Source organism: Exiguobacterium sp. s129, assembly GCF_018617585.1.
In the GTDB taxonomy this organism is placed as follows: Bacteria; Bacillota; Bacilli; order Exiguobacteriales; family Exiguobacteriaceae; genus Exiguobacterium; species Exiguobacterium aestuarii_A.
This window is the reverse complement of sequence record NZ_JACSKL010000001.1, coordinates 238,150-259,164: the sequence shown is the minus strand read 5'-3', so window position 1 is coordinate 259,164 and position 21,015 is coordinate 238,150. Positions and strand designations below refer to the sequence as shown.

Here is a 21,015-nt window from a genome sequence, read left to right as displayed (position 1 = left end):
AGAGGAGGACACGCGATGTCAATGAAACGCGTATTATTCATATGTAGTGGCAACACGTGCCGAAGCCCGATGGCGATGGCCTTGCTCCGTTCGAAAATGACTGGGGACGAGTTTGATATTCGCTCAGCCGGTCTACGGACAATGCAAGGATTCGATGCTTCTGAAAATGCACTGCAAGTTCTCAGAGAACGTGGGATCGAGCTCGACCACGTCACCCAGACGTTTGATGAGGTGTTAGGAAATTGGGCAGACATCATCTTGACGATGACACGTGCGCACCGCGAACAAATTCGGGATACATACCCGGATTTGGCAGAGCGGACGTACACGCTCTACGAATTCGTGACAGGGCTTGAGCGAGACATCAATGACCCGTTCGGCGGTTCGATGAATGTGTATCGCCAAGTGCGAAACGAACTCGAGCCACTCGTGAATCGACTTGTGCTAAAATTAACGAATGATGGGTCAAAGGTGACGAAACCACCGAGACGCCTACCAAAGAAGACGGGGGAATGAACGAATGAAAATTGCAATTGGCGCCGATCACGGCGGATTCAACTTAAAGAGAGACATCGTAGCATTGCTTGAGGAACTCGGACATGAGTATAAAGACTTTGGCACGCACTCGGCCGACTCGATTGACTACCCAGACGTAGCCATTCCGGTCGCAGAAGCTGTCGCGGCAGGCGAGTTCGATCGTGGGATTTTGATTTGCGGTACAGGAATCGGAATCGGGATCGCAGCGAACAAAGTCAAAGGGATTCGTGCGGCACTCGTTCACGACTCATTCAGTGCGAAAGCGACACGTCAGCATAACGACTCGAACATCATGACGATGGGCGAGCGTGTCATTGGACCTGGCCTTGCGGTCGATTTGGTGGCGACGTGGCTTGATACGGACTTTGAAGGCGGTCGCCATTCAAACCGTGTCGACAAGATGAGCGCATACGAATCGAAGTGAGCCCGATGAAGACGGAACTTCTCGGATTATTAACGGAGCTTCACGAACGGTTCCCGTTGAATGATGAGCGTATTCTCGTCATCGGATGCTCCACAAGTGAAGTGCTTGGGAAGACGATCGGCAAGGCAGGGTCCATCGACGTCGCAGAAGAATTGATGGAGGCCTTCCTTGAATTGAAAGAGAAGACGGGTGTCCATTTGGCGTTCCAAGGGTGTGAGCATATCAACCGTGCTCTCACCGTGGAACGACGGACGCTCAAGCAGTTCGGTCTCACAGAGGTGACGGTCGTTCCTGTCCGTTCGGCGGGTGGGGCGATGTCGGAGAAGGCATATGCGAACTTCGAGGAACCATGTGTCGTCGAATCGATTCAAGCGGATGCGGGAATCGACATCGGCTCGACGTTGATTGGGATGCATTTGAAGCCAGTGGCCATCCCGGTCCGACTATCGTCGAAACATCTCGGCGAAGCGTACGTCACGTTTGCGGTCACGAGACCAAAACTGATTGGTGGGCCACGAGCTCACTATCCAAACAAATGAAAAAAGCATCGCATTCAGGTTTTTCGACCGAATGCGATGCTTTTTTGTGGTTACAACTCTTCACCGAATAAATACGACACGACCATCGGGAAACGTTCACGCCATGCAAGTTCGTTATGGACGCCTTCTTCGATCACTTCGAAACGGATGTGCTCGACCTTGTCTTTTAACAGGTTGTACACCCGTTCGCTCGACTCCAGATACATCTCATTCGTCGGTCCGTTCTCCATCGGTTCTTCGACTTCTTTGGCACCGACGTCTAAATAGAGACGTTCGACACCTTTTAAATCACTTGCCTCAATCAATTGCTCCAGCTCGGTTTGATTGAACCAGAAGGCAGACGATAAGGAAGCAACGCGCTTAAAGATTTCAGGATACACACACGCTGCGTAGACCGAGATGAGTCCACCCATCGAGCTTCCCATCATCGCCGTTTCTTCCGGAATGGTCCGGTAGTCGGCATCGATTTTAGGTTTTAGTTCTTGGGCGATATATTCAATGTATGCCGATCCTTCCCCACCAAGGACGATGTCTCGTCCGAGCAGGCTGTCCCCAATGTATGGATTTTCCCACGGTCCGTACTCATCGAGTCGTTTTTCCCCAGGGGCGCTATCGAGGGCGACGACAATCAAGTCACGTTTCGAGGCGTCTAAATATTCACCAATGCGCCAGCTCATGTTGTAGCTTGCCTCCTCGTCAGCGAAACAGTTTTGCCCGTCATGCATATAGAGAACGGGATACCGTTTTTCCGATGTCTCATAGTCGGCAGGTGTATACACCCGAACCGTCCGGGTGCGTTCGAACGGTGTAATCGTGATTTCTTTTGTCTCAATCATGAAGTGACCTCCTTTGCATTCTCTCTAAATGATACCCAACTTTTCGTCAGATTATAGCGATACCCAAAAAAACAAGCGTGTGGTACGATGGGGGTGTTGATTTTTAGACATTTAGAGGGGGTCTTCACATGGTAAACACGACGAAGTTAAAAGTGCAGGATGCAGAATTGTTTGAGGCAATGCAACACGAGCTCGGTCGTCAACGCGACAACATCGAACTCATCGCTTCAGAAAACTTTGTTTCAGAAGCAGTCATGGAAGCGCAAGGAGGCGTATTGACGAACAAATATGCCGAAGGATATCCAGGACGCCGTTATTATGGTGGCTGTGAGTTTGTCGACGTCGCTGAAAACTTGGCGCGTGACCGTGCGAAAGCATTGTTCGGTGCAGAACATGCGAACGTACAACCACACTCTGGTGCACAAGCGAACATGGCAGTTTATTTCACAGTGCTTGAAGCAGGAGACACGGTGCTCGGGATGAACTTATCACACGGTGGTCACTTGACGCACGGTAGCCCGGTCAACTTCTCGGGAGTGCAGTATAACTTCGTCGAATACGGTGTAGACAAAGAGACAGAACACATCGACTATGAAGTCGTCGCAGCGCTCGCGAAAGAACATAAACCGAAATTGATTGTCGCGGGAGCTTCGGCTTATCCACGTACAATCGACTTCGCGAAGTTCCGTGAGATTGCGGACAGTGTCGATGCGTACCTCATGGTCGATATGGCACACATCGCTGGACTCGTGGCAGCAGGTCTTCACCCGAACCCGGTCGAGCATGCGGATTTCGTCACGACAACGACGCACAAGACACTCCGTGGACCACGTGGCGGTATGATTCTTTGTAAAGAAGAGTTTGCGAAAGCAATCGACAAATCCATCTTCCCAGGAATTCAAGGTGGACCGCTCATGCACGTCATCGCAGCGAAAGCAGTTGCGTTCGGAGAGGCACTCCAACCAGAATTCAAAGACTATCAACGTCAAGTCATCGCCAATGCACAGGCACTTGCGGCTGGTCTTGAAGAAGAGGGGCTCCGAATCGTATCGGGCGGAACGGACAACCACCTCTTACTCGTCGACCTTCAAGGAATTGACATCACAGGGAAAGCGGCGGAGCATGCGCTCGACGCTGCAGGGATCACGGTCAACAAAAACACGATCCCATTCGATCCAGCGTCACCGTTCGTCACAAGCGGAATCCGTCTCGGTACGGCAGCGATGACGACGCGTGGCTTCAAAGAGGACGATATGCAAGAAGTGGCACGCCTAATCGGTCGTGTACTCAAACAACATGAAGATGAGTCGGTACTCGCAGAAGCACTTCAAGACGTGCGTACGTTAACTGCGAAGTTCCCACTTTACCCAGAACGAGGCTGAGTCAATGGACATCCGGACACTCGCAGAACGAGAGCTATCCGAACTCCCATTGTTCGATATGACGGAATGGTTGGCTCGTAAGGGGGAACACGACCCATCTTTCCGTCTTGTCGCCAGTGAGTTCGGGGTCATCACGACGCTCCTCGACCATGGCTATTACGAAGAAGCGAGCGAACGAATCGTACCGCTCCTCGGGATGAAAGTGCCCGCTGCGTTCCATCGACTAGGTCTTGCGCTAGAAGTGAAGGCGAACGGGAAAAAAGCGGCCAAGCGCCGCTTTCGTTCGTTTTCTCCGGCCGTCATCCAGCACTCAGATTTAGCCGAGTGGCGACAGGCTTTCAAGTTTGATAAGAAATGGCTCGGTCTTCCGCTCGTCGTGGGACTTGCTGCAGCTGCGCTCGTGTTTTGGCCAGATACCGAACCTCCGATTGTCCCGCCAAGCGAGACCGATCAAGTCGTCGTCGAGACGGTGACCGAGGAAGAGGCGATGGCGGAGCGCTTGAAGGAACTAGAAGCGGAAGTCGCTCGACTTGAGAAGGAAAATGAACAGCTACAAGGTCAAGAAGAAGCACCAAGTGATTCAGCGGAAGAGAAGCCGAAACAAGCGACTGACGTCGTACAGTTAGCGGAGGTCGAAGCGCTCGTACAAGACAAACAGTACGAGCAAGCTGAACAGTTGCTCGACGGAGAAGCGAAAGCAGGTCAAGAACAGGCGGTTGGATTTTATCGACTCCTTGTCGACAACAAGTTAGGAAAAGCGAAAATCGCGGATTACGCTTCTTATCTCGATTCCTATCCTGAGTCTGGGTACAAGGCAGACGTCCTATGGATGAAAGGGATTGCCGAGAAAAAAGCGGACGATCCCGCTTATCGAGAGACGTTGACGACCGTGTCAGAAATGAAAGGAACGTATTGGGCGCCGATTGCGAAATCCGTGCTCGACGAGTGAGGTGTTGCGCAAGCAGCGCCTTTTCTCATGAAATTTTAATGAACTCCACCTCGATTTCTCGTTTTCACCTCGTATGATGCGAGTAGGAGGGATGCGCGAATGAAACGTTTACTGAAAACAATTGGGACTAGTTTATTGGCAATCGGACTGATGGGAATCGGACTTGCCGGTTTCTTGTTCTTTACGACACCGGGGCAATCAAGCCTCACGCAACTGTCGCTCGCGGCAACGGGCATCGAGCAGCAAATCGAGCAAGTCGATGAGACGTGGGACCAATGGGAAGACCGTCTCGAACGACAAGTGGAATCAGCAATCCCGGAAGGCGTCCGTCTGTTTTTTGAGGATTGATTTCGGGAAATGAATACCAATACGTCGAGCGGTCCGCTCGGCGTTTTTTCAAAGGAGTGAGCAGGATGCAGACGATTCTGGTCGTAGAAGATGATTCGAAGATTGCACGGTTACTGGAACTAGAGTTGAAGCATGCAGGGTATGAAGTCGTCGTGGCGACAGATGGGCGTAGTGGTTTAGAGCGGGCCGTCGCTAACGAGATCGACCTCGTCTTACTCGATATCATGTTGCCTCAAATGAGCGGACTCGAGGTAGTCCGTCGATTAAAAGAAGAACGACCGCTGTTGCCGGTTCTCATGGTGACGGCTCGTGGAGACCGCTATGACAAAGTGAGTGGACTCGACCTAGGGGCTGATGACTACATCACGAAACCGTTTGAAATCGAAGAAGTGCTCGCTCGCATTCGGGCGTTTTTGCGCATGCGCCAGCTCGTTCGGCAGGACCATTCCGAGCATGTCCTGACCTATGAGACACTCAAGGTCGATGTGAATCGACATGAAGTGTTTTGCGAGGGGAATAAAGTCGATTTGACGCGACGGGAGTTTGATTTATTGGTCTTCTTTTTAGAGAACCCCGAGCGCGTCTTGACCCGTGATCAACTCGTCGAACATGTGTGGGGATTTGATTACTTCGGTGATACGAACGTCGTGGACGTATATGTCCGTTATGTCCGAAAGAAACTGACCGGGTCTTGGATTCAAACCGTCCGTGGTGTCGGGTATATGTTGAAGCGTGGTGAGTGAACATGTTACGTACAAAAATCGCCTGGGCGATGACCGGGTTCATGTTGCTGCTCCTTCTCGTCTCGTTTGGCGTGACATGGTTCGTCGCGAGGCAAGAAATCGTCGATTCACGTTTTGACGTGTTACTACAAGCGTTAAACTTATTAGAAGAAGACGTCCGAAACAGCGATGCCGTGTTGTCCCTTCATGAAGACAGTGTCGTTCTAGAGCGTCAAGAAAACGGGGAGTGGGGAATCATCGGTGGAGAAGTGCCGAATGGAACAGAGTTTCCCATCAATTACGGAGAACCGGCACTCATCGATGACTGGTTTGTCGTCGCAACGACGGATGGACTGGCATTCGGGTTTCAAGACCGAGCGGTGAGTGACACGATTCAAGCGTTGGCGACAATTTTTCTCGTCATGTTTTTCCTAGCCGTCCTTTTGACCTTCCTCGGTACATGGTGGATTTTACGCCAAGGGCTGTCGCCGTTACGGCGATTGACGGATACGATGGAACGGATTACCGAATCGGGCAAATTAGAAACGATTGAGGTCGATGACCGAAAGGACGAAGTGACACTCCTTTCAAACGGATTCAACCATATGATTGAGCGGGTCGAAGGGACGATGGACCAACAGCGACGTTTCGTTGCCGATGTTTCACATGAACTAAAAACACCACTGACCGTCATCGAAGGTTACGCGAAATTATTGCAGCGCTGGGGACAAGAGGACGAGAGTGTCCGCGCCGAGGCAATCGATCATATTTTGACGGAGTCGCGACAGATGCGAAACGATTTGATTGAACCGATGCTAGAATTAAATCGCTTCGCTGCGCTTGAAGAGGTCGACCGAGAAGACATTGATTTGGCTGAGCTTGGAGACATGTTAACAGAACGATTTTTACGGTCGCACGGCGTACACCTTCCCATCGATGCGAACGGTAGCTGGTATGGACATCGTGAATCGTTACAACGCATTCTCGTCATTTTGATCGATAATAGTTTGAAATATGCAACAGAGACGAACCTTCACCTGACAGACAATCGAATCGAAGTGTGCGATAGGGGACCTGTCTTGTCAGATGAGATAAGAGCTCGTCTGTTCGACCGGTTTTATCGATTGGATGAGGCGAGGGACCGGAGCGGGAGTGGACTTGGTCTTGCGATTGCTAAGGAAGTCGCAGATGTGAACGGCTGGACGATCGGAAGCGAACCGAATGATCCTGACGGCAGTGTGTTTTTCCTCACTCGATGATGAACATTTCGCATTTTCTCATCAACTTCTAATGTAGTCTTAAATGCTCTCTCACACATGAGGGTTATGATGAAAATAAGAAGAACACATCACGAGGAGGAAATGAACATGAAACGCATCGGCTGGATCATCGGAGCTTTACTTGGCGTCATGGCAATTGTAGGAATTGGATTTTATGTGAGCGGGAATCAGACGGACACGGTCATCGTCCCGCAAGCCATCAATCAAGCGAGTGACGACAAATCGCAAGAAACAGCGGACGATTCTTCGTCAGCAGAAGATTCAAGCGTCAACGCATCAGATGACTCATCATCTTCACGAGTAGAAGATGACTATGAACTATACGGGACACTTGTCAACCTGACAAAAGAAGATGTCACAATCAGCTTCAATGGGAAAGAATCGACGTACCGCTTAGCGCAAACACATGAGATTGACGACGATACACCGCAAGTCGGTGACCGAGTGAAACTCGAATTGAATCGAAATGATGAAGTGAAAGAAGTGGACCGTGAAAGCGGAGATGACGATGCATATATTACTGGAACGCTCGTTAAACTCACAGATCAAGAAGTCACAGTCAACATCGATGGAAAAGAAAAAACGTATCCGCTCGCCGCACAATCTGAAATCGATGACGACACACCTCGGGTCGGGGATCGCGTCAAACTTGAAGTGAATCGAGATCAAGCAGTCATCGAAGTGGACAATGAATCCGACGATGACCAATATGAGCAAGAGGATTCTTCACAGGACGATTCCTCACAAGATGATTCTTCTGAAGATGAACGCGAGAATGATTAATTAAAGATTCGAAAGAACCAATCTCTCAAGAGGTTGGTTCTTTTTTGTAGATATATATATCCAATCAAAAGCTTCTACCCAACCATCAGAAACGTAATAATTCTGAAATCATCACAAAAATAGGTTATATGTTATGATGTACAAGAAAAATTTAGGTGGTTTTCACCTAATTGGGAATGAGGGGAACATCAATGCGGACGTACTGGGGGATTTTACTCAGTTGTATCTTGTTGAGTGGATGTGGTGCCGAGACGTTGAACGCGATTGAATTACGTCCTTTGTCATCTTATCGAGTCGAACAAGAGCCTGAGGTGGCATTAACCGAACAAACAAAAGAAAATATGCTTACATATTGCGAGAAGCGTCCGACCGATGTCTTACCGAAACGGAGAGCGAAGGTGGCAGAGGTGACATTCCGTCACCCTCTTTACGAAGCACTCGGCTATAAAAATGTGAAGTATTTTGCAGCAGGGGAAGAGCGATATCTGACTTGTGCAAACAGTAACCAATTGATGGAACGGACGTTTGCGATTGAACCGATTCCAGAGTTTGAAGCACTCGACAAGGAACGATTCGTCGAATCAGAGGTCGTCTCGACGATTGAGTTTGATCGCGTCGAGGACATGAAAGAAATCACGAGCACGTTTAAAATGAACGATACCCATGAAGCAGTGATTGCGGATTCGGCATTCCGTTACACGACGCCGGACACGGGTGCGATCTACGTGACGTTCGAGACCATTCGGAACGGCCGGACGCTTGATCCGATTGTCGAACCAAAACTGTTCCCGTTCCAAAGTGGAGAAAACGAAGGCTATGTCTTTTTGACAAGGCGGGCAGACAATCGAGTCGCTCTACAAATCGGGAAGACCCCTTCGCTTAGACAACTCGTTCTTCCGAGTATGTACGAAGCGCCGTACATGAAGGTCGACGCCAAAGAAGAAGAACTCTCGCTCGAAGGAAACCATCGAGAACTGATGAAACGAATCATCCTCTCGGAACAACCGATCGAGGAGGACGTGTCTGAACAAACCTCACTTGCGCTCTCGAAAACGTACGGTACCGTCCTTGAAATCTGGGGACACGTCCGCCGACCGGTCCTGAACAAGATGTCGTCACGACCAACTGATGAGGAGATGCAACTCGCTGTCTTTGAATCTAGCCGAGATACGGTCTGGTTAGACGGACCAAAAACCCAAGAACTGTTTGATGAATTGTCTCACGTCCAAATGCGTGAGAAGCCGACGAATGCCGTCAACATGGGGCAATTACACTTATATAGAGAATTGACGAAACAGTCGTTTGACGTATGGAAGACGGAAACCGAATTCTATTTAGTCGACCAAACGACGTCTCGGTCATATGAACTTCCTGCGAACGACTATTTCCAGGTCAATTGACGTTCAGGGCGTCTGACCTCTGATAAAATAGAAGTTGGCTCTACCCATCTCAACAGAGTTAGGGTACAATGCTCGAGAGAGAATGAGAGAGGAGTGAAGTAAGATGGGAAAAGTACATGTTTATGACCATCCTTTGATTCAGCACAAAATGACGATTATGCGAAAAGTAGAGACGGGGACGAAGCAGTTCCGTGAACTCGTCGACGAAGTTTCTTCACTTATGGCATACGAAATCACGCGCAGCCTACCCCTAACAGATGTAGAAATCGAGACACCGGTCTCTGTTTCCACTCAAAAGATGATTGCCGGCAAGAAATTGGGAATCGTCCCTATTTTACGTGCAGGACTTGGTATGGTGGATGGGTTCCTCAAAATGATGCCGAACGTAAAAGTCGGCCACATCGGTCTCTATCGTGATCCGGAAACACTTGAGCCACACGAATACTACTTGAAGCTCCCGACAGACGTGACGGAACGCGACTTCATCGTCGTCGACCCGATGCTTGCAACGGGCGGTTCTGCTGCTGATGCCATCGCGGCTCTTAAAAAACACGGAGCGAAGTCAATCAAGCTGGCTTGTCTTTGTGCAGCACCAGAAGGCGTAGAGCGTGTGCAAGCAGAACATCCGGATGTCGAGATTTATCTCGCGGCACTCGATGAAAAATTAAATGATCACGGTTATATCGTTCCTGGACTTGGGGATGCGGGTGACCGTTTGTTTGGTACAAAGTAAGAATGAAGCGGGAATCGTCGATGCGATTTCCGCTTTTTTTCATGATGCGTCTCAAATAATATTTGTCATTTTTGAATGTCACAAAATAGACACAAAAGTGAACGGGAAGAAATCGAAACACGAGACACTTGAATGCTGTTTCTTCTTATTTAAATAGAATCCCACAATCTTTCGTTTAGACGCCACGTGAAAATACGTCCAAAAAGAGCGATGAGATTCCTCACAAAAAAATGGGCAAAATCGCTCGACATGGCAAAAACATCCTCGGTATACTAAAACAGGACGTTGAAAACGATTTCAAAATGAAGTCAACGACCGTTTCGTAACTCTTTGTGAACGTAAACGTTTACCGATTGAAATTTCCAAAACGTGGGGGTATAAATGAACTATTCTTCATCTGATTCCGTTTATGAAATGTTATAAAGTCAACATTTTTATTTCAACGTTTCTTCACAATTTCTTTAAAAAGTGCATCAATTGTTTACTTTATGAAGTGCGTAAAACTATTGATACGACTTGATTTAAAGCGCTTTTATAATTGTGAAATTCATTGACTTCTTATGCCATTTCTATTACTCTGAACTTGTGTGACTTTTGATGGTCACGCGAGTGTGAATCCGTGAAGAACAGAGAAGCGCACCATGCGTGAAAGGGGGACCAGGATGGCGAAAAAAGACAATCGTTACCTATCCTATGCCTCACTCGCTTCACAAATTTCAACAGCACTTGCTGGACCGATCGTCATCGGTTATCTCGTCGGACAGTACGGCGAAAGACGTGAATTTTGGGGCACGTTTGGTTGGAATGTGTCGATCATCCTCGGACTCGTGTTCGGGATTACGGCGCTAGTTCTCACCCTTCGGAGTTTATTGACAGGAGAGGACGAATGAATACGATTCAAGCAGACAGAAAAGCACAGAAAGAACTGATGAAGCGTTATACGAAATGGTTTACCGTCTGGTTTGCGATTTTGCTCATCGGCGCATTCATCATCCCGATGTATAAAGCCGTATTTCTCGGGCTATTCATCGGCGGGGTCGGAAGTCTCATCATTCTACATATGCAGAATCGGAGCGTCATTCGCATGTATGACGTCATCGAGCATGGACGACGACCAAAGTCGCACGGGACCGTTTCAAGAATGGCGGTCGGTGCGTTAGCAGTGATAGTCGGTCTTCTCTATGAGGATCGGGTGTCCGTCATCGCGGTGGTAACTGGTCTAATCGCCGGCCACATCATACAATTTGGCGAGTTCACACTTGCCCAGCTCAGCAGGAAAAGAGGTGAATATTAATGGGTCATGAGTTTCCCACATATTCTCTGCACTTTGGGGACTATACGTTATACGGGAGCTGGACGAACGTCATTACAGTGCTAATAGCAGCGTTACTCGTCTTCGTATTCGCCATCTGGGGAACAAGACGTTTGGCTATGAAGCCGACTGGCAAACAAAACTTCATGGAATTCTTCGCGGAGTTCGTGCGTGGAATCATCGCTAGTGCGATGGACTGGAAGACAGGAGGACGCTTTATCGGATTTGGGATGACGTTGATTTTGTTCATTCTCTTCTCAAACTTGATGGGTCTACCGTTTAACGTCATTTCCGGACACTATCTGTGGTTCAACTCACCGACGGCCGATCCTTACGTAACCTTGGCGTTGTCGACACTCGTCGTTGCAATGTCGCATTACTACGGGGTGAAGCTACACGGATTCAAGCACTATTCGACGGAATTCGTAAAACCAGTCTGGTTCTTACTTCCGATCAAATTGATCGAGGAGTTTGCAAACACGTTGACGCTCGGTTTGCGTCTATACGGTAACATTTTTGCCGGTGAAATCATGATTACCATCATCTTGGGACTCGCGATTACAGCCGAAGGAGCACTCAACCCGCTCGGCGCAATCTTTGCGGTCGTACCAATGATTCTATGGCAAGGTTTCTCAATCTTTATCGGGGTTATCCAATCCTACATTTTCCTGACGCTTGCAATGGTGTACATCGGGCACAAAGCTTCGGCCGAACATTGATTCGGACATCTCGCCAAAGCGTTACAAACAACTTATTTACTTAACTTTTAGGAGGAATATACACAATGGAACAACTTAATCTTCTCGCAACAGCAATTGTTATCGGTCTTGGAGCACTCGCAGCTGGTATCGGTAACGGTTTGATCGTATACGGAACAGTACAAGGACAAGCACGTCAACCAGAACTCAAAAACGAACTTCGTCAAACAATGTTCATCGGTATCGGTTTGGTTGAGGCCCTCCCGATCATCGGTGTGGCTGTCGGTTTCCTTCTCCTCAACTCTTGATTCCGAGTTAACGAGAATAGCATGAGAGGGAGCACGTCTCCCTCACTTATTTAGTCAAGAGGAGGGTATGCATGGATACGATGATGATTGCAGCTGGTGCTGGTGGCGAAGGCCTCCGCATTCTAGATATGATCTTTACAATTTTCACATTCCTCGTACTCTTGGCCCTGTTGAAGAAATTTGCTTGGGGACCACTCCTTGGAATGATGAGACAGCGTGAAGAGTATGTAGCGAATGAGATTGAGCTCGCTGAAAAGAGCCGCAAAGATGCGGAAAACTATGTCGTCGAACAACGTGATGCACTCAGTGCGGCACGTACAGAGTCGAAAGAAATGCTCGACGCAAGCCGTCGACAAGCAGAAGCAGAACAAGCACGCTTGGTGGAGCAGGCGCGTTTGGAAGCTGAACAAATTAAAATCGAGGCAGAGAAAGCGATTGAGCGTGAGCGTGAGCTTGCGAAACAATCTCTTCAAACGGAAGTCGTCACACAGGCGCTTTCGGCAGCACGCCACGTCCTTCAATCAGACCTTAAAGGTGATGAAGCGAAACAACGTGCCCTCGTCACAGACTTCCTGTCTAAAGCGAAAGGTGCGAACTGATGAACGCATCACTAGCAAAACGCTATGCCAAAGCGCTCTTCGACTTAGCACGGGAACAAGGCACGCTCGACCAAGTCGAAGCGGAAGTGCGTCTGCTCGATGAAGTGCTCCACGCGACTCCTGAACTCATGGATCTCTTAACGAATCCGGCAGTCAGTGACAGCGAGCTTGCACAGCTTTTAAAAGACAGCTTTGGTGATATGACGGCGATTGTCGTGAACACACTTCTCGTCATGGTCGAAAACGACCGTGCGGCAGAGGTTCGCGCATTGCCACGTTACGTCCGCGACTACATCAACGACTATCGTGGGATTGCAGAGGGTATTGTCACAAGCGCCTACCCGTTGTCGGCAACAGACTTGAAAGACGTCGAACTCGTCTTCGGACAGAAGCTCGGGAAGACGCTCCAATTGAAGAACGTCGTCGATGAAGAAGTCATCGGTGGACTCCGTGTCCAAGTCGGATACACGACGTACGATGATACGATCGAAACGAAATTGACACGCCTCGAGCGTGAATTGTTGAATGCGTAAGAAATAGGGGTGAATTCAATGACAATCAAAGCTGAAGAAATTAGCGCCCTGCTAAAAGAACGAATCGCTTCGTACGGTTCTGAAATCGAAGTCAGCGAGACAGGTACAGTCATTCAAGTAGGTGACGGTATCGCTCGTGCACACGGACTCGATAACGTTATGGCGGGGGAACTCGTAGAGTTCTCTAACGGCGTAATGGGCTTGGCGCAAAACTTAGAAGAAGGTAACGTCGGGATTATCATCCTTGGCGATTACAAAGGCATTAAAGAAGGCGACTCTGTCAAACGTACAGGCCGCATCATGGAAGTACCAGTCGGTGAGGCACTCCTCGGACGTGTCGTGAACCCGCTCGGACAACCAATCGATGGTCAAGGACCAATCGTAACAGACACATATAACCCAATTGAGCGTAAAGCTTACGGCGTTATGGCGCGTAAATCGGTTCACGAACCACTTCAAACAGGAATTAAGGCGATTGACGCCCTCGTTCCAATCGGTCGTGGTCAGCGTGAGCTCATCATCGGTGACCGTCAAACAGGTAAAACATCTGTTGCCATCGATGCGATCATCAACCAAAAAGAAGAGAACATGATTTGTATCTACGTCGCAATCGGTCAGAAAGAATCGACTGTACGTGGTGTAGTAGAGACGCTTCGTCAAAACGGCGCGCTCGACTATACAATCGTTGTTTCGGCATCGGCATCACAGCCGGCACCACTTCTTTACCTCGCACCATTCGCAGGGGTATCGATGGGTGAGTACTTCATGGACCGCGGACAACACGTCCTCGTCGTTTATGATGACCTCTCGAAACAAGCGGCAGCTTACCGTGAGCTCTCGCTCCTTCTCCGTCGTCCTCCAGGCCGCGAAGCCTACCCAGGGGATGTCTTCTACCTCCACTCACGCCTTCTTGAGCGTGCAGCGAAGTTGAATGACGAACTCGGCGGTGGTTCATTAACAGCACTTCCGTTCATCGAGACACAAGCATCGGATATCTCAGCATATATTCCGACAAACGTTATCTCGATCACGGATGGTCAGATCTTCCTTCAGTCGGACCTCTTCTTCTCTGGGGTACGCCCAGCGATCAACGCCGGTCTCTCAGTATCACGTGTTGGTGGATCGGCACAGGTAAAAGCGATGAAGAAAGTTGCTGGTACACTTCGTCTTGACCTCGCGTCTTACCGTGAGCTCGAAGCGTTCGCTCAGTTCGGGTCAGATCTCGACAAAGCGACACAATCGAAGTTGAACCGTGGTCAGCGTACGGTTGAAGTCTTGAAACAAGACTTGAACGCACCGCTTTCTGTAGACAAGCAAGTTATCATCATCTATGCACTCACGAAAGGTCATCTCGATGACATCCCAGTCACAGACATCCGTCGTTTCGAAACAGAAATGAACGCATGGCTCGACCAAAACCGTAAAGATCTCTGCCGTGAAATCCGTCAGACAGGAAACCTTCCTTCAGACGAGGCAATGGTCGACGCAATTACGGAATTCAAAAAGACGTTCTCGCCATCGGTTTAATCCGGTGACGAGCGTCTATTAAGGTGGTGAATCGAAATGGCATCATTACGTGAGATCCAGATGCGGATCACCTCGACCCAAAGCACGAAGCAAATCACGAAAGCGATGAACATGGTGTCGGCATCGAAGTTGAACCGGGCCCAAGGGAACAACGCCAACTTCAAACCGTACATGGACAAGTTGCAAGAAGTCATCTCGTCGATCGCCGGTGGTACATCAGGCGCGACACACCCGATGCTTCAAGTACGTCCCGTCAAACGGACTGGTTATATCGTCATCACGTCAGACCGCGGACTCGCAGGTGGATACAACGCCAGCGTCTTGCGTGACGTGTACCGTGAACTCAAAGACAAGCACACATCAACAGATGAGTATCGTCTTTACGTAATCGGAAAAGTCGGTGTCCAGTTCTTCAAGTCACGCAACATTCCGGTGTATAGCGCGATGACAGGGCTAAACGACCAACCAACTTTTGTTGAAGTCGCCGAAATCGTCAAGCAGACGGTTGGTGCCTTCAGCGAGAGCGAGATTGATGAATTGAAGCTTTGCTACAACTCGTTCATCTCGGTCATCAGCCAAGAAGTGAAGATTCAACAATTGCTCCCGCTCGGGGATATCGAACAGTCCGCATCCAATGTGATGTATGAATACGAACCAGAAGAAGAAACGATCTTAGCGGCGCTCCTCCCACGTTATGCGGAAGGACTCATCTACGGCGCATTGCTCGATGCGAAAGTATCAGAGCACGCAGCACGGATGACGGCGATGTCGAGTGCGACAGACAACGCGGATGAACTCATTCGCGGACTCAAGCTCAAATTCAACCGCGCGCGTCAAGCAGCGATCACACAAGAAATCACAGAGATTGTCGGAGGTGCGTCGGCGCTTGAATAAGCGCACGCTCTCTAGATTGTAGGAGGCTAACACGATGAACGAATACGGCATGAAAGGCCGCGTAGTCGCAGTCATGGGCCCAGTTATCGACGTTAAGTTCGACAACCACTTACCGAACATCTACAACGCTCTCAAAGTCACACACGTGGCAGCGACAGCAGACGATGTTAGTGTCGACTTGACGCTTGAAGTAGCTGTTCACCTTGGTGACGACACGGTCCGTACGATTGCGATGGACTCAACTGACGGCGTTCGCCGCGGTATGGAAGTACTTGACTTAGGATCACCGATTTCGGTACCAGTTGGAGAAATGACACTTGGACGTGTCTTCAACGTTCTCGGTAACCCAATCGATGATAAAGAAGTGGCAGCTGACGTGCTTCGTGCACCGATTCACCGTCAAGCGCCAACATTTGACGAATTGTCAACGAAAGTTGAAATCCTTGAAACAGGGATCAAAGTCGTCGACCTTCTCGCACCATACATCAAAGGTGGTAAAATCGGCCTCTTCGGTGGTGCCGGTGTAGGGAAGACCGTCCTCATCCAGGAACTCATCAACAACATCGCGCAAGAGCATAGCGGGATTTCTGTATTCGCAGGAGTCGGTGAGCGTACGCGTGAAGGAAATGACTTGTTCCACGAGATGACGGACTCAGGCGTTATCAAGCAAACAGCGATGGTCTTCGGTCAGATGAACGAACCACCTGGTGCACGTCTTCGTGTTGCCTTGACTGGTTTGACGATGGCAGAATACTTCCGTGACGAGCAAGGACAAGACGTTCTTCTCTTCGTTGATAACATCTTCCGTTTCACACAAGCAGGTTCTGAGGTATCGGCCCTTCTCGGACGTATGCCATCGGCGGTAGGTTACCAGCCGACACTTGCTACGGAAATGGGTATGCTTCAAGAGCGAATCACATCGACTGCAAAAGGATCGGTAACTTCGATTCAAGCGGTTTATGTACCAGCCGATGACTATACGGACCCGGCTCCAGCAACAACATTCGCCCACCTTGATGCAACAACAAACCTTGAGCGTCGTCTTTCGGAGATGGGGATTTACCCAGCCGTTGACCCACTCGCATCGACTTCACGTGCCCTCTCTCCTGAAATCGTAGGGAAAGAGCACTATGAAATCGCGCGTAACGTTCAACAGACGCTTCAGCGCTATAAAGAACTTCAAGACATCATCGCAATCCTCGGGATGGACGAGTTGTCTGAAGACGACAAACTCACGGTTCACCGTGCACGTCGTATTCAGTTCTTCTTATCACAAAACTTCCACGTGGCTGAGCAGTTCACGGGCCAAAAAGGTTCATACGTGCCAGTCAAAGAGACAGTACGCGGCTTCAAAGAGATCCTCGAAGGTAAACACGACGATCTTCCTGAAGATGCATTCCGTCTCGTTGGTCCAATCGAAGACGTCATCGAAAAAGCGAAGACGTTGGTCTAAGACCTACGCGGAAGGGGGAAACTAGACGATGAATACTGTTCACGTCAACGTCGTCACCCCGGATGGTGCAGCCTTTGAAGGGGACGCACGAATGGTCATCGCCAAATCGGTCACTGGTGAGCTCGGTATTTTACCGAAGCACATCCCGATGGTGACACCACTCGACGTCTCAGTCCTCAAACTGCGCCACGAAGATGGTGGACGCACGCTGATCGCAATCAGCGGCGGTTTCATGGAAGTTCGTCCCGATACGGTGACGATCTTAGCTGAAACAGCCGAAATGGCGGATAAGATCGACTATGACCGCGCTTCTGCGGCGAAGGTTCGGGCCGAGCGTCGTCTTCAAGACACGAAGCTCTCAGAACTCGAATTCCGTCGTGCGGAACTTGCGCTCAAAAAAGCGATCAACCGCTTGAGCATTCGCGATATGAAAGAATAACAATGACTCTCACACGAAAGTGTGGGAGTTTTTTTTGTGTTTATATGAAAAGATAGGACTTTTGTCGTGCTCCTAAATCATGGGACTAGTAAAAAATAGATGGGGGATGACCGATAATATAAGTGGGAATGAACGTAAAGGGGAGTTGGGAATGAAAGTTTACGTTGCGCGACAACCGATTTTTGACCAAAAATTACGCGTTTGCGGCTACGAACTGTTGTATCGTCGCAGCGAAAACAATATGTTTGAGAACGTCGATGATTCGTTAGCAACGGCTGACGTGATTCATAACGCCTATCTCGTCTTTAATTTTCGGGAATTGACAGAAGGGACGAGAGCGTTTATCAATTTTCCACAGACGTTGATTGAAGGGGAGGTGCCATCATTGTTGCCTCGTCAATCTCTCGTCGTGGAAGTACTCGAGCACGTCGAGCCGACCGAGAAAGTGTTGCAGTCTCTACGTTCGCTCAGACGCCAAGGGTATACGATTGCGCTTGATGATTTCGTGTTTGAGGAGAAGTATCGGGCATTGATCGGCTTGGCCGACATCATTAAAATCGACTATCAAGCCACACCGGTGGAACAGCAACAAAAGTTAATCGATGCCCTCGGACATCGGGTCGAATTTTTAGCGGAAAAAATCGAGACATCGGCAGAGTACGAGATTGCGAAGCGATTAGGGTATAAGATGTTCCAAGGCTATTTCTTTAGCCGTCCGATCGTTATACACGGGGCAGAGGTCCATCCGCTGCGCCACACGCTCATTGAGGTGTTAAAGGAATTGGATCGTCCAGAGCCGAGTTTTCGTCGCATTTCGGCGCAAATTGAACGAAGTGTCGATTTATCGTATAAAATGCTTCGTTCCGTCAATACAGTGTATCAAAAAGGACGTCACACGATTCAGTCCATCGAACAAGCCGTTGCGCGAATCGGGCTCGATGAATTGAAGCGATGGTCCTATTTGATGTTGCTGCGCGAGATGCAGACGTCTGAATCGAAAGAACTGATCAAACAAAGTGTCATTCGTGGGAAGATGATGGAATTGATTGCGGAGGATACAAACAGCGGTGCCTCTCCGTTCGATGCGTTTATCACGGGTATCTTCTCATCGCTCGACGTCATTCTTGACGAGGCGATGCAGACGTTGATTGCAGAGCTGCCTGTAGTGCCTCCTGTGAAAGCGGCGCTTCTCGGAGAACCGAACGAATTACGGATGTTACTCGAGGATGTCATCGCTTATGAACGATTGACAATCCCTATTCATAACACAGATTCAGATTGGGCTCAATATTACATAGAAGCCATCCGCTGGTCACGTAGCCTTGACGAATCGAGTGAATAATGTTTGAAATATGTGAGGGGCGTCAATTACTGTAGTAAGGCCTTACTGCGGATGACGTCCCTTTTGGTGTGCTTGTGGAGAAAGTGAGTTGATCGAATGGTCTAAAACCGCTCGAAGCTTGAGACACTGTGTCTTTTTTTCTCTAACATGACATGATATGATTGAAAATGGTACGAATTTTAGAAAAGAGGGGAATCGTCGATGATCAATACCGTATTTTCGCTAGCGATTTATGTCATAGCGATTTACGTCGCTTGGTGGGCACTCTTACCCGTCAAATGGGACAAGTTGCTTAATCAAGTGAGGAGCCCGCAAGCAGCTGTGTTGCGTGTTCTCGTAGCCGTCGTCTTCGGTTCGTTGATTGCTCAGTTCTTTTTGGAGTATATCCGATTGGCACAAGAGCTCGCACCTATACAGTAGCCACAGAATGTTTAACAAACTGTAATCCTGCTGTAACGACTCCTATATGTTTATCATGTAGGATAAATTCGTCTGACATGATGTTTTTTCATTCCGTTCGCATTTATTTATTACGATTTTATTTATGAATGAAGAACCCATCACGTTTTGAAAACCATTCTAATAATCGACATCATCACATCCGAAATCGGATATCGACGCACTATATAAAAAAACAATGAAGTTGGAGGACAAAGAGAGATATGAAGGATTTGATTGTAGTCCGTGGAGGACGTAAACTGTCAGGTACTGTGCGCGTTGAGGGAGCAAAGAACGCTGTACTCAAAACATTGGTTGCCACTCTGTTAGCTAGCGAAGGAAAGTCAATTTTACAAAACGTACCACGTCTTGCGGACGTGTACACGATTAATAAAGTACTTCGTCACCTCGGTGCAGAGGTGTCGTTCAATGAAGAGAAGAATGAAGTAACTGTCGATGCGTCGGGCAACATCAAAGATGAAGCACCGCTTGAGTACGTTCGGAAGATGCGTGCTTCTATCCTCGTCATGGGACCTCTTTTAGCTCGTCTCGGTCACGCGCGTGTCGCAATGCCGGGCGGTTGCTCAATTGGCTCACGTCCAATTGACCTCCACTTAAAAGGATTCGAAGCGATGGGTGCGAAGACGGTCATCGGCAACGGATTCGTGGAAGCTTCTGTAGAAGGTCGTCTCCAAGGCGCGAAAATCTACTTGGACTTCCCATCTGTTGGTGCGACGGAGAACATCATGATGGCAGCTGTGCTTGCAGAAGGCACAACGATCATCGAGAACGTCGCAAAAGAGCCTGAAATCGTAGACCTTGCGAACTTCTTGAACGGAATGGGCGCACACGTACGTGGCGCAGGTACAGAAACGATTCGCATCGAAGGTGTGGAAACACTCCGCGGTGCAGAACACTCGATCATTCCTGACCGTATCGAAGCAGGGACATTCCTCGTCGCAGGTGCGATCACAGGAAGTGACATCGAAGTCATCGGTGCAGAGCGTGAACACCTTCGTCCACTCATTTCAAAAATGGAAGAGATGGGTGTACACTTCGAAGATACAGCGGAAGGCATGCGCGTCTCAGCGCCGGATCAGTTGAAGCCGGTCGATGTGAAGACGATGCCACACCCAGGATTCCCGACAGACATGCAATCACAAATGATGGCCCTCGTCTTGAAAGCAGGCGGCACATCAGTGATTACAGAAACAGTATTTGAGAATCGCTTCATGCACGTGGAAGAATTCCGTCGCATGAATGCGGACATCAAGATTGAAGGACGTTCAGCAATCGTCAAAGGTGGCGTTCATCTTCAAGGAGCGGAGGTCGTCGCAACTGACCTTCGTGCCGGAGCAGCACTTATTCTAGCGGGTCTCATCGCAGAAGAAGAGACACGCGTTGGTGATTTATATCATATCGACCGTGGATACGTAGACTTCCACAAAAAACTTCAAGCACTCGGTGCCGACATCGAGCGCATTCAAGGTACTGTCGAAGTTACGAGTGAAATGGTTCAGAACTAAGAAACGAGCACGA

General features: G+C 49.1%; 25 protein-coding genes. 24 read left to right on the top strand and 1 reads right to left on the bottom strand.

Annotated features, from left to right (window positions below; genetic code table 11):
* Positions 1 to 15 precede the first annotated feature (15 nt).
* The 3 genes from KNO92_RS01190 to KNO92_RS01180 are packed head-to-tail and all read left to right on the top strand — an operon-like array spanning position 16 to position 1,500.
* A complete protein-coding gene (locus KNO92_RS01190) occupies positions 16 to 516 on the top strand; it encodes a low molecular weight protein arginine phosphatase (RefSeq protein WP_214694549.1) in 501 nt (166 codons plus the stop codon).
* Positions 517 to 520: 4 nt separating this feature from the next.
* Positions 521 to 961 carry a ribose 5-phosphate isomerase B gene (rpiB, locus tag KNO92_RS01185; protein WP_214694546.1) on the top strand — a complete coding sequence of 147 codons (441 nt, stop codon included), beginning with the start codon at positions 521 to 523 and terminating at the stop codon, positions 959 to 961.
* Positions 958 to 1,500: a TIGR01440 family protein gene (locus KNO92_RS01180; RefSeq protein WP_483297443.1), complete on the top strand. Its 543-nt coding sequence runs from the start codon at positions 958 to 960 to the stop codon at positions 1,498 to 1,500. Before rpiB ends, KNO92_RS01180 begins: the two co-directional genes overlap by 4 nt.
* Before the next feature lie 50 nt (positions 1,501 to 1,550).
* On the opposite strand, the gene KNO92_RS01175 is transcribed toward KNO92_RS01180, so the two are convergent.
* Complete coding sequence (locus KNO92_RS01175) at positions 1,551 to 2,336, bottom strand: alpha/beta hydrolase (RefSeq protein ID WP_214694543.1); 786 nt, start codon at positions 2,334 to 2,336, stop codon at positions 1,551 to 1,553.
* 128 nt (positions 2,337 to 2,464) lie between these two features.
* Here KNO92_RS01175 and glyA point away from each other — a divergent pair, with 128 nt between their 5' ends.
* From glyA to murA, 21 genes are all read left to right on the top strand, one after another.
* Positions 2,465 to 3,718, top strand: a complete 1,254-nt coding sequence (gene glyA, locus KNO92_RS01170) for a serine hydroxymethyltransferase (protein ID WP_214694541.1) — start codon at positions 2,465 to 2,467, stop codon at positions 3,716 to 3,718.
* Positions 3,719 to 3,722: 4 nt separating this feature from the next.
* Positions 3,723 to 4,667, top strand: coding sequence for a hypothetical protein (locus KNO92_RS01165; RefSeq protein WP_214694539.1), 945 nt, complete (start codon positions 3,723 to 3,725; stop codon positions 4,665 to 4,667).
* Between the two features lie 99 nt (positions 4,668 to 4,766).
* The gene (locus tag KNO92_RS01160) at positions 4,767 to 5,015 is read left to right on the top strand and encodes a hypothetical protein (protein WP_214694537.1); all 249 of its coding nucleotides are present in this window, start codon (positions 4,767 to 4,769) and stop codon (positions 5,013 to 5,015) included.
* Positions 5,016 to 5,080: 65 nt separating this feature from the next.
* Positions 5,081 to 5,758 (top strand): response regulator transcription factor, encoded by a 678-nt coding sequence (locus KNO92_RS01155; protein ID WP_214759778.1) that lies wholly within the window; start codon positions 5,081 to 5,083, stop codon positions 5,756 to 5,758.
* Positions 5,759 to 5,760: 2 nt separating this feature from the next.
* Positions 5,761 to 6,996, top strand: coding sequence for a HAMP domain-containing sensor histidine kinase (locus tag KNO92_RS01150; RefSeq protein ID WP_214759777.1), 1,236 nt, complete (start codon positions 5,761 to 5,763; stop codon positions 6,994 to 6,996).
* A 108-nt stretch (positions 6,997 to 7,104) separates the two neighbouring features.
* Entirely contained in the window at positions 7,105 to 7,800 is a 696-nt protein-coding gene (locus KNO92_RS01145) for a hypothetical protein (RefSeq protein ID WP_214694531.1), read from the top strand.
* 191 nt (positions 7,801 to 7,991) lie between these two features.
* Positions 7,992 to 9,200 carry a hypothetical protein gene (locus KNO92_RS01140; protein WP_214694524.1) on the top strand — a complete coding sequence of 403 codons (1,209 nt, stop codon included), beginning with the start codon at positions 7,992 to 7,994 and terminating at the stop codon, positions 9,198 to 9,200.
* A gap of 103 nt (positions 9,201 to 9,303) precedes the next feature.
* Positions 9,304 to 9,933, top strand: a complete 630-nt coding sequence (gene upp / locus KNO92_RS01135) for a uracil phosphoribosyltransferase (protein WP_074035874.1) — start codon at positions 9,304 to 9,306, stop codon at positions 9,931 to 9,933.
* Between the two features lie 662 nt (positions 9,934 to 10,595).
* On the top strand, positions 10,596 to 10,823 hold the full coding sequence (locus KNO92_RS01130; protein ID WP_026825087.1) for a hypothetical protein: 228 nt from the start codon (positions 10,596 to 10,598) through the stop codon (positions 10,821 to 10,823).
* Positions 10,820 to 11,227: an ATP synthase subunit I gene (locus KNO92_RS01125; RefSeq protein ID WP_074035876.1), complete on the top strand. Its 408-nt coding sequence runs from the start codon at positions 10,820 to 10,822 to the stop codon at positions 11,225 to 11,227. The genes KNO92_RS01130 and KNO92_RS01125 overlap by 4 nt, the downstream gene beginning before the upstream one ends.
* Positions 11,227 to 11,964 carry a F0F1 ATP synthase subunit A gene (gene atpB / locus KNO92_RS01120; RefSeq protein WP_214694522.1) on the top strand — a complete coding sequence of 246 codons (738 nt, stop codon included), beginning with the start codon at positions 11,227 to 11,229 and terminating at the stop codon, positions 11,962 to 11,964. The genes KNO92_RS01125 and atpB overlap by 1 nt, the downstream gene beginning before the upstream one ends.
* 65 nt (positions 11,965 to 12,029) lie before the next feature.
* Complete coding sequence (gene atpE, locus KNO92_RS01115; protein ID WP_214694520.1) at positions 12,030 to 12,251, top strand: F0F1 ATP synthase subunit C; 222 nt, start codon at positions 12,030 to 12,032, stop codon at positions 12,249 to 12,251.
* Between the two features lie 71 nt (positions 12,252 to 12,322).
* A complete protein-coding gene (gene atpF / locus KNO92_RS01110; RefSeq protein ID WP_074035884.1) occupies positions 12,323 to 12,850 on the top strand; it encodes a F0F1 ATP synthase subunit B in 528 nt (175 codons plus the stop codon).
* The gene (locus tag KNO92_RS01105) at positions 12,850 to 13,383 is read left to right on the top strand and encodes a F0F1 ATP synthase subunit delta (RefSeq protein ID WP_074035886.1); all 534 of its coding nucleotides are present in this window, start codon (positions 12,850 to 12,852) and stop codon (positions 13,381 to 13,383) included. Before atpF ends, KNO92_RS01105 begins: the two co-directional genes overlap by 1 nt.
* 18 nt (positions 13,384 to 13,401) lie before the next feature.
* Positions 13,402 to 14,910: a F0F1 ATP synthase subunit alpha gene (gene atpA / locus KNO92_RS01100; protein WP_214694518.1), complete on the top strand. Its 1,509-nt coding sequence runs from the start codon at positions 13,402 to 13,404 to the stop codon at positions 14,908 to 14,910.
* Positions 14,911 to 14,946: 36 nt separating this feature from the next.
* Positions 14,947 to 15,804: an ATP synthase F1 subunit gamma gene (atpG, locus tag KNO92_RS01095; protein WP_074035890.1), complete on the top strand. Its 858-nt coding sequence runs from the start codon at positions 14,947 to 14,949 to the stop codon at positions 15,802 to 15,804.
* A 34-nt stretch (positions 15,805 to 15,838) separates the two neighbouring features.
* Complete coding sequence (atpD, locus tag KNO92_RS01090; RefSeq protein ID WP_159562971.1) at positions 15,839 to 17,257, top strand: F0F1 ATP synthase subunit beta; 1,419 nt, start codon at positions 15,839 to 15,841, stop codon at positions 17,255 to 17,257.
* A gap of 28 nt (positions 17,258 to 17,285) precedes the next feature.
* Positions 17,286 to 17,696, top strand: coding sequence for a F0F1 ATP synthase subunit epsilon (locus KNO92_RS01085; RefSeq protein ID WP_012727354.1), 411 nt, complete (start codon positions 17,286 to 17,288; stop codon positions 17,694 to 17,696).
* Between the two features lie 151 nt (positions 17,697 to 17,847).
* Positions 17,848 to 19,038 carry an EAL and HDOD domain-containing protein gene (locus tag KNO92_RS01080; protein WP_214694516.1) on the top strand — a complete coding sequence of 397 codons (1,191 nt, stop codon included), beginning with the start codon at positions 17,848 to 17,850 and terminating at the stop codon, positions 19,036 to 19,038.
* A 201-nt stretch (positions 19,039 to 19,239) separates the two neighbouring features.
* Complete coding sequence (locus KNO92_RS01075; protein WP_074035896.1) at positions 19,240 to 19,458, top strand: DUF1146 family protein; 219 nt, start codon at positions 19,240 to 19,242, stop codon at positions 19,456 to 19,458.
* A 242-nt stretch (positions 19,459 to 19,700) separates the two neighbouring features.
* The gene (gene murA / locus KNO92_RS01070) at positions 19,701 to 21,002 is read left to right on the top strand and encodes a UDP-N-acetylglucosamine 1-carboxyvinyltransferase (RefSeq protein ID WP_214694514.1); all 1,302 of its coding nucleotides are present in this window, start codon (positions 19,701 to 19,703) and stop codon (positions 21,000 to 21,002) included.
* Positions 21,003 to 21,015: the final 13 nt, after the last annotated feature.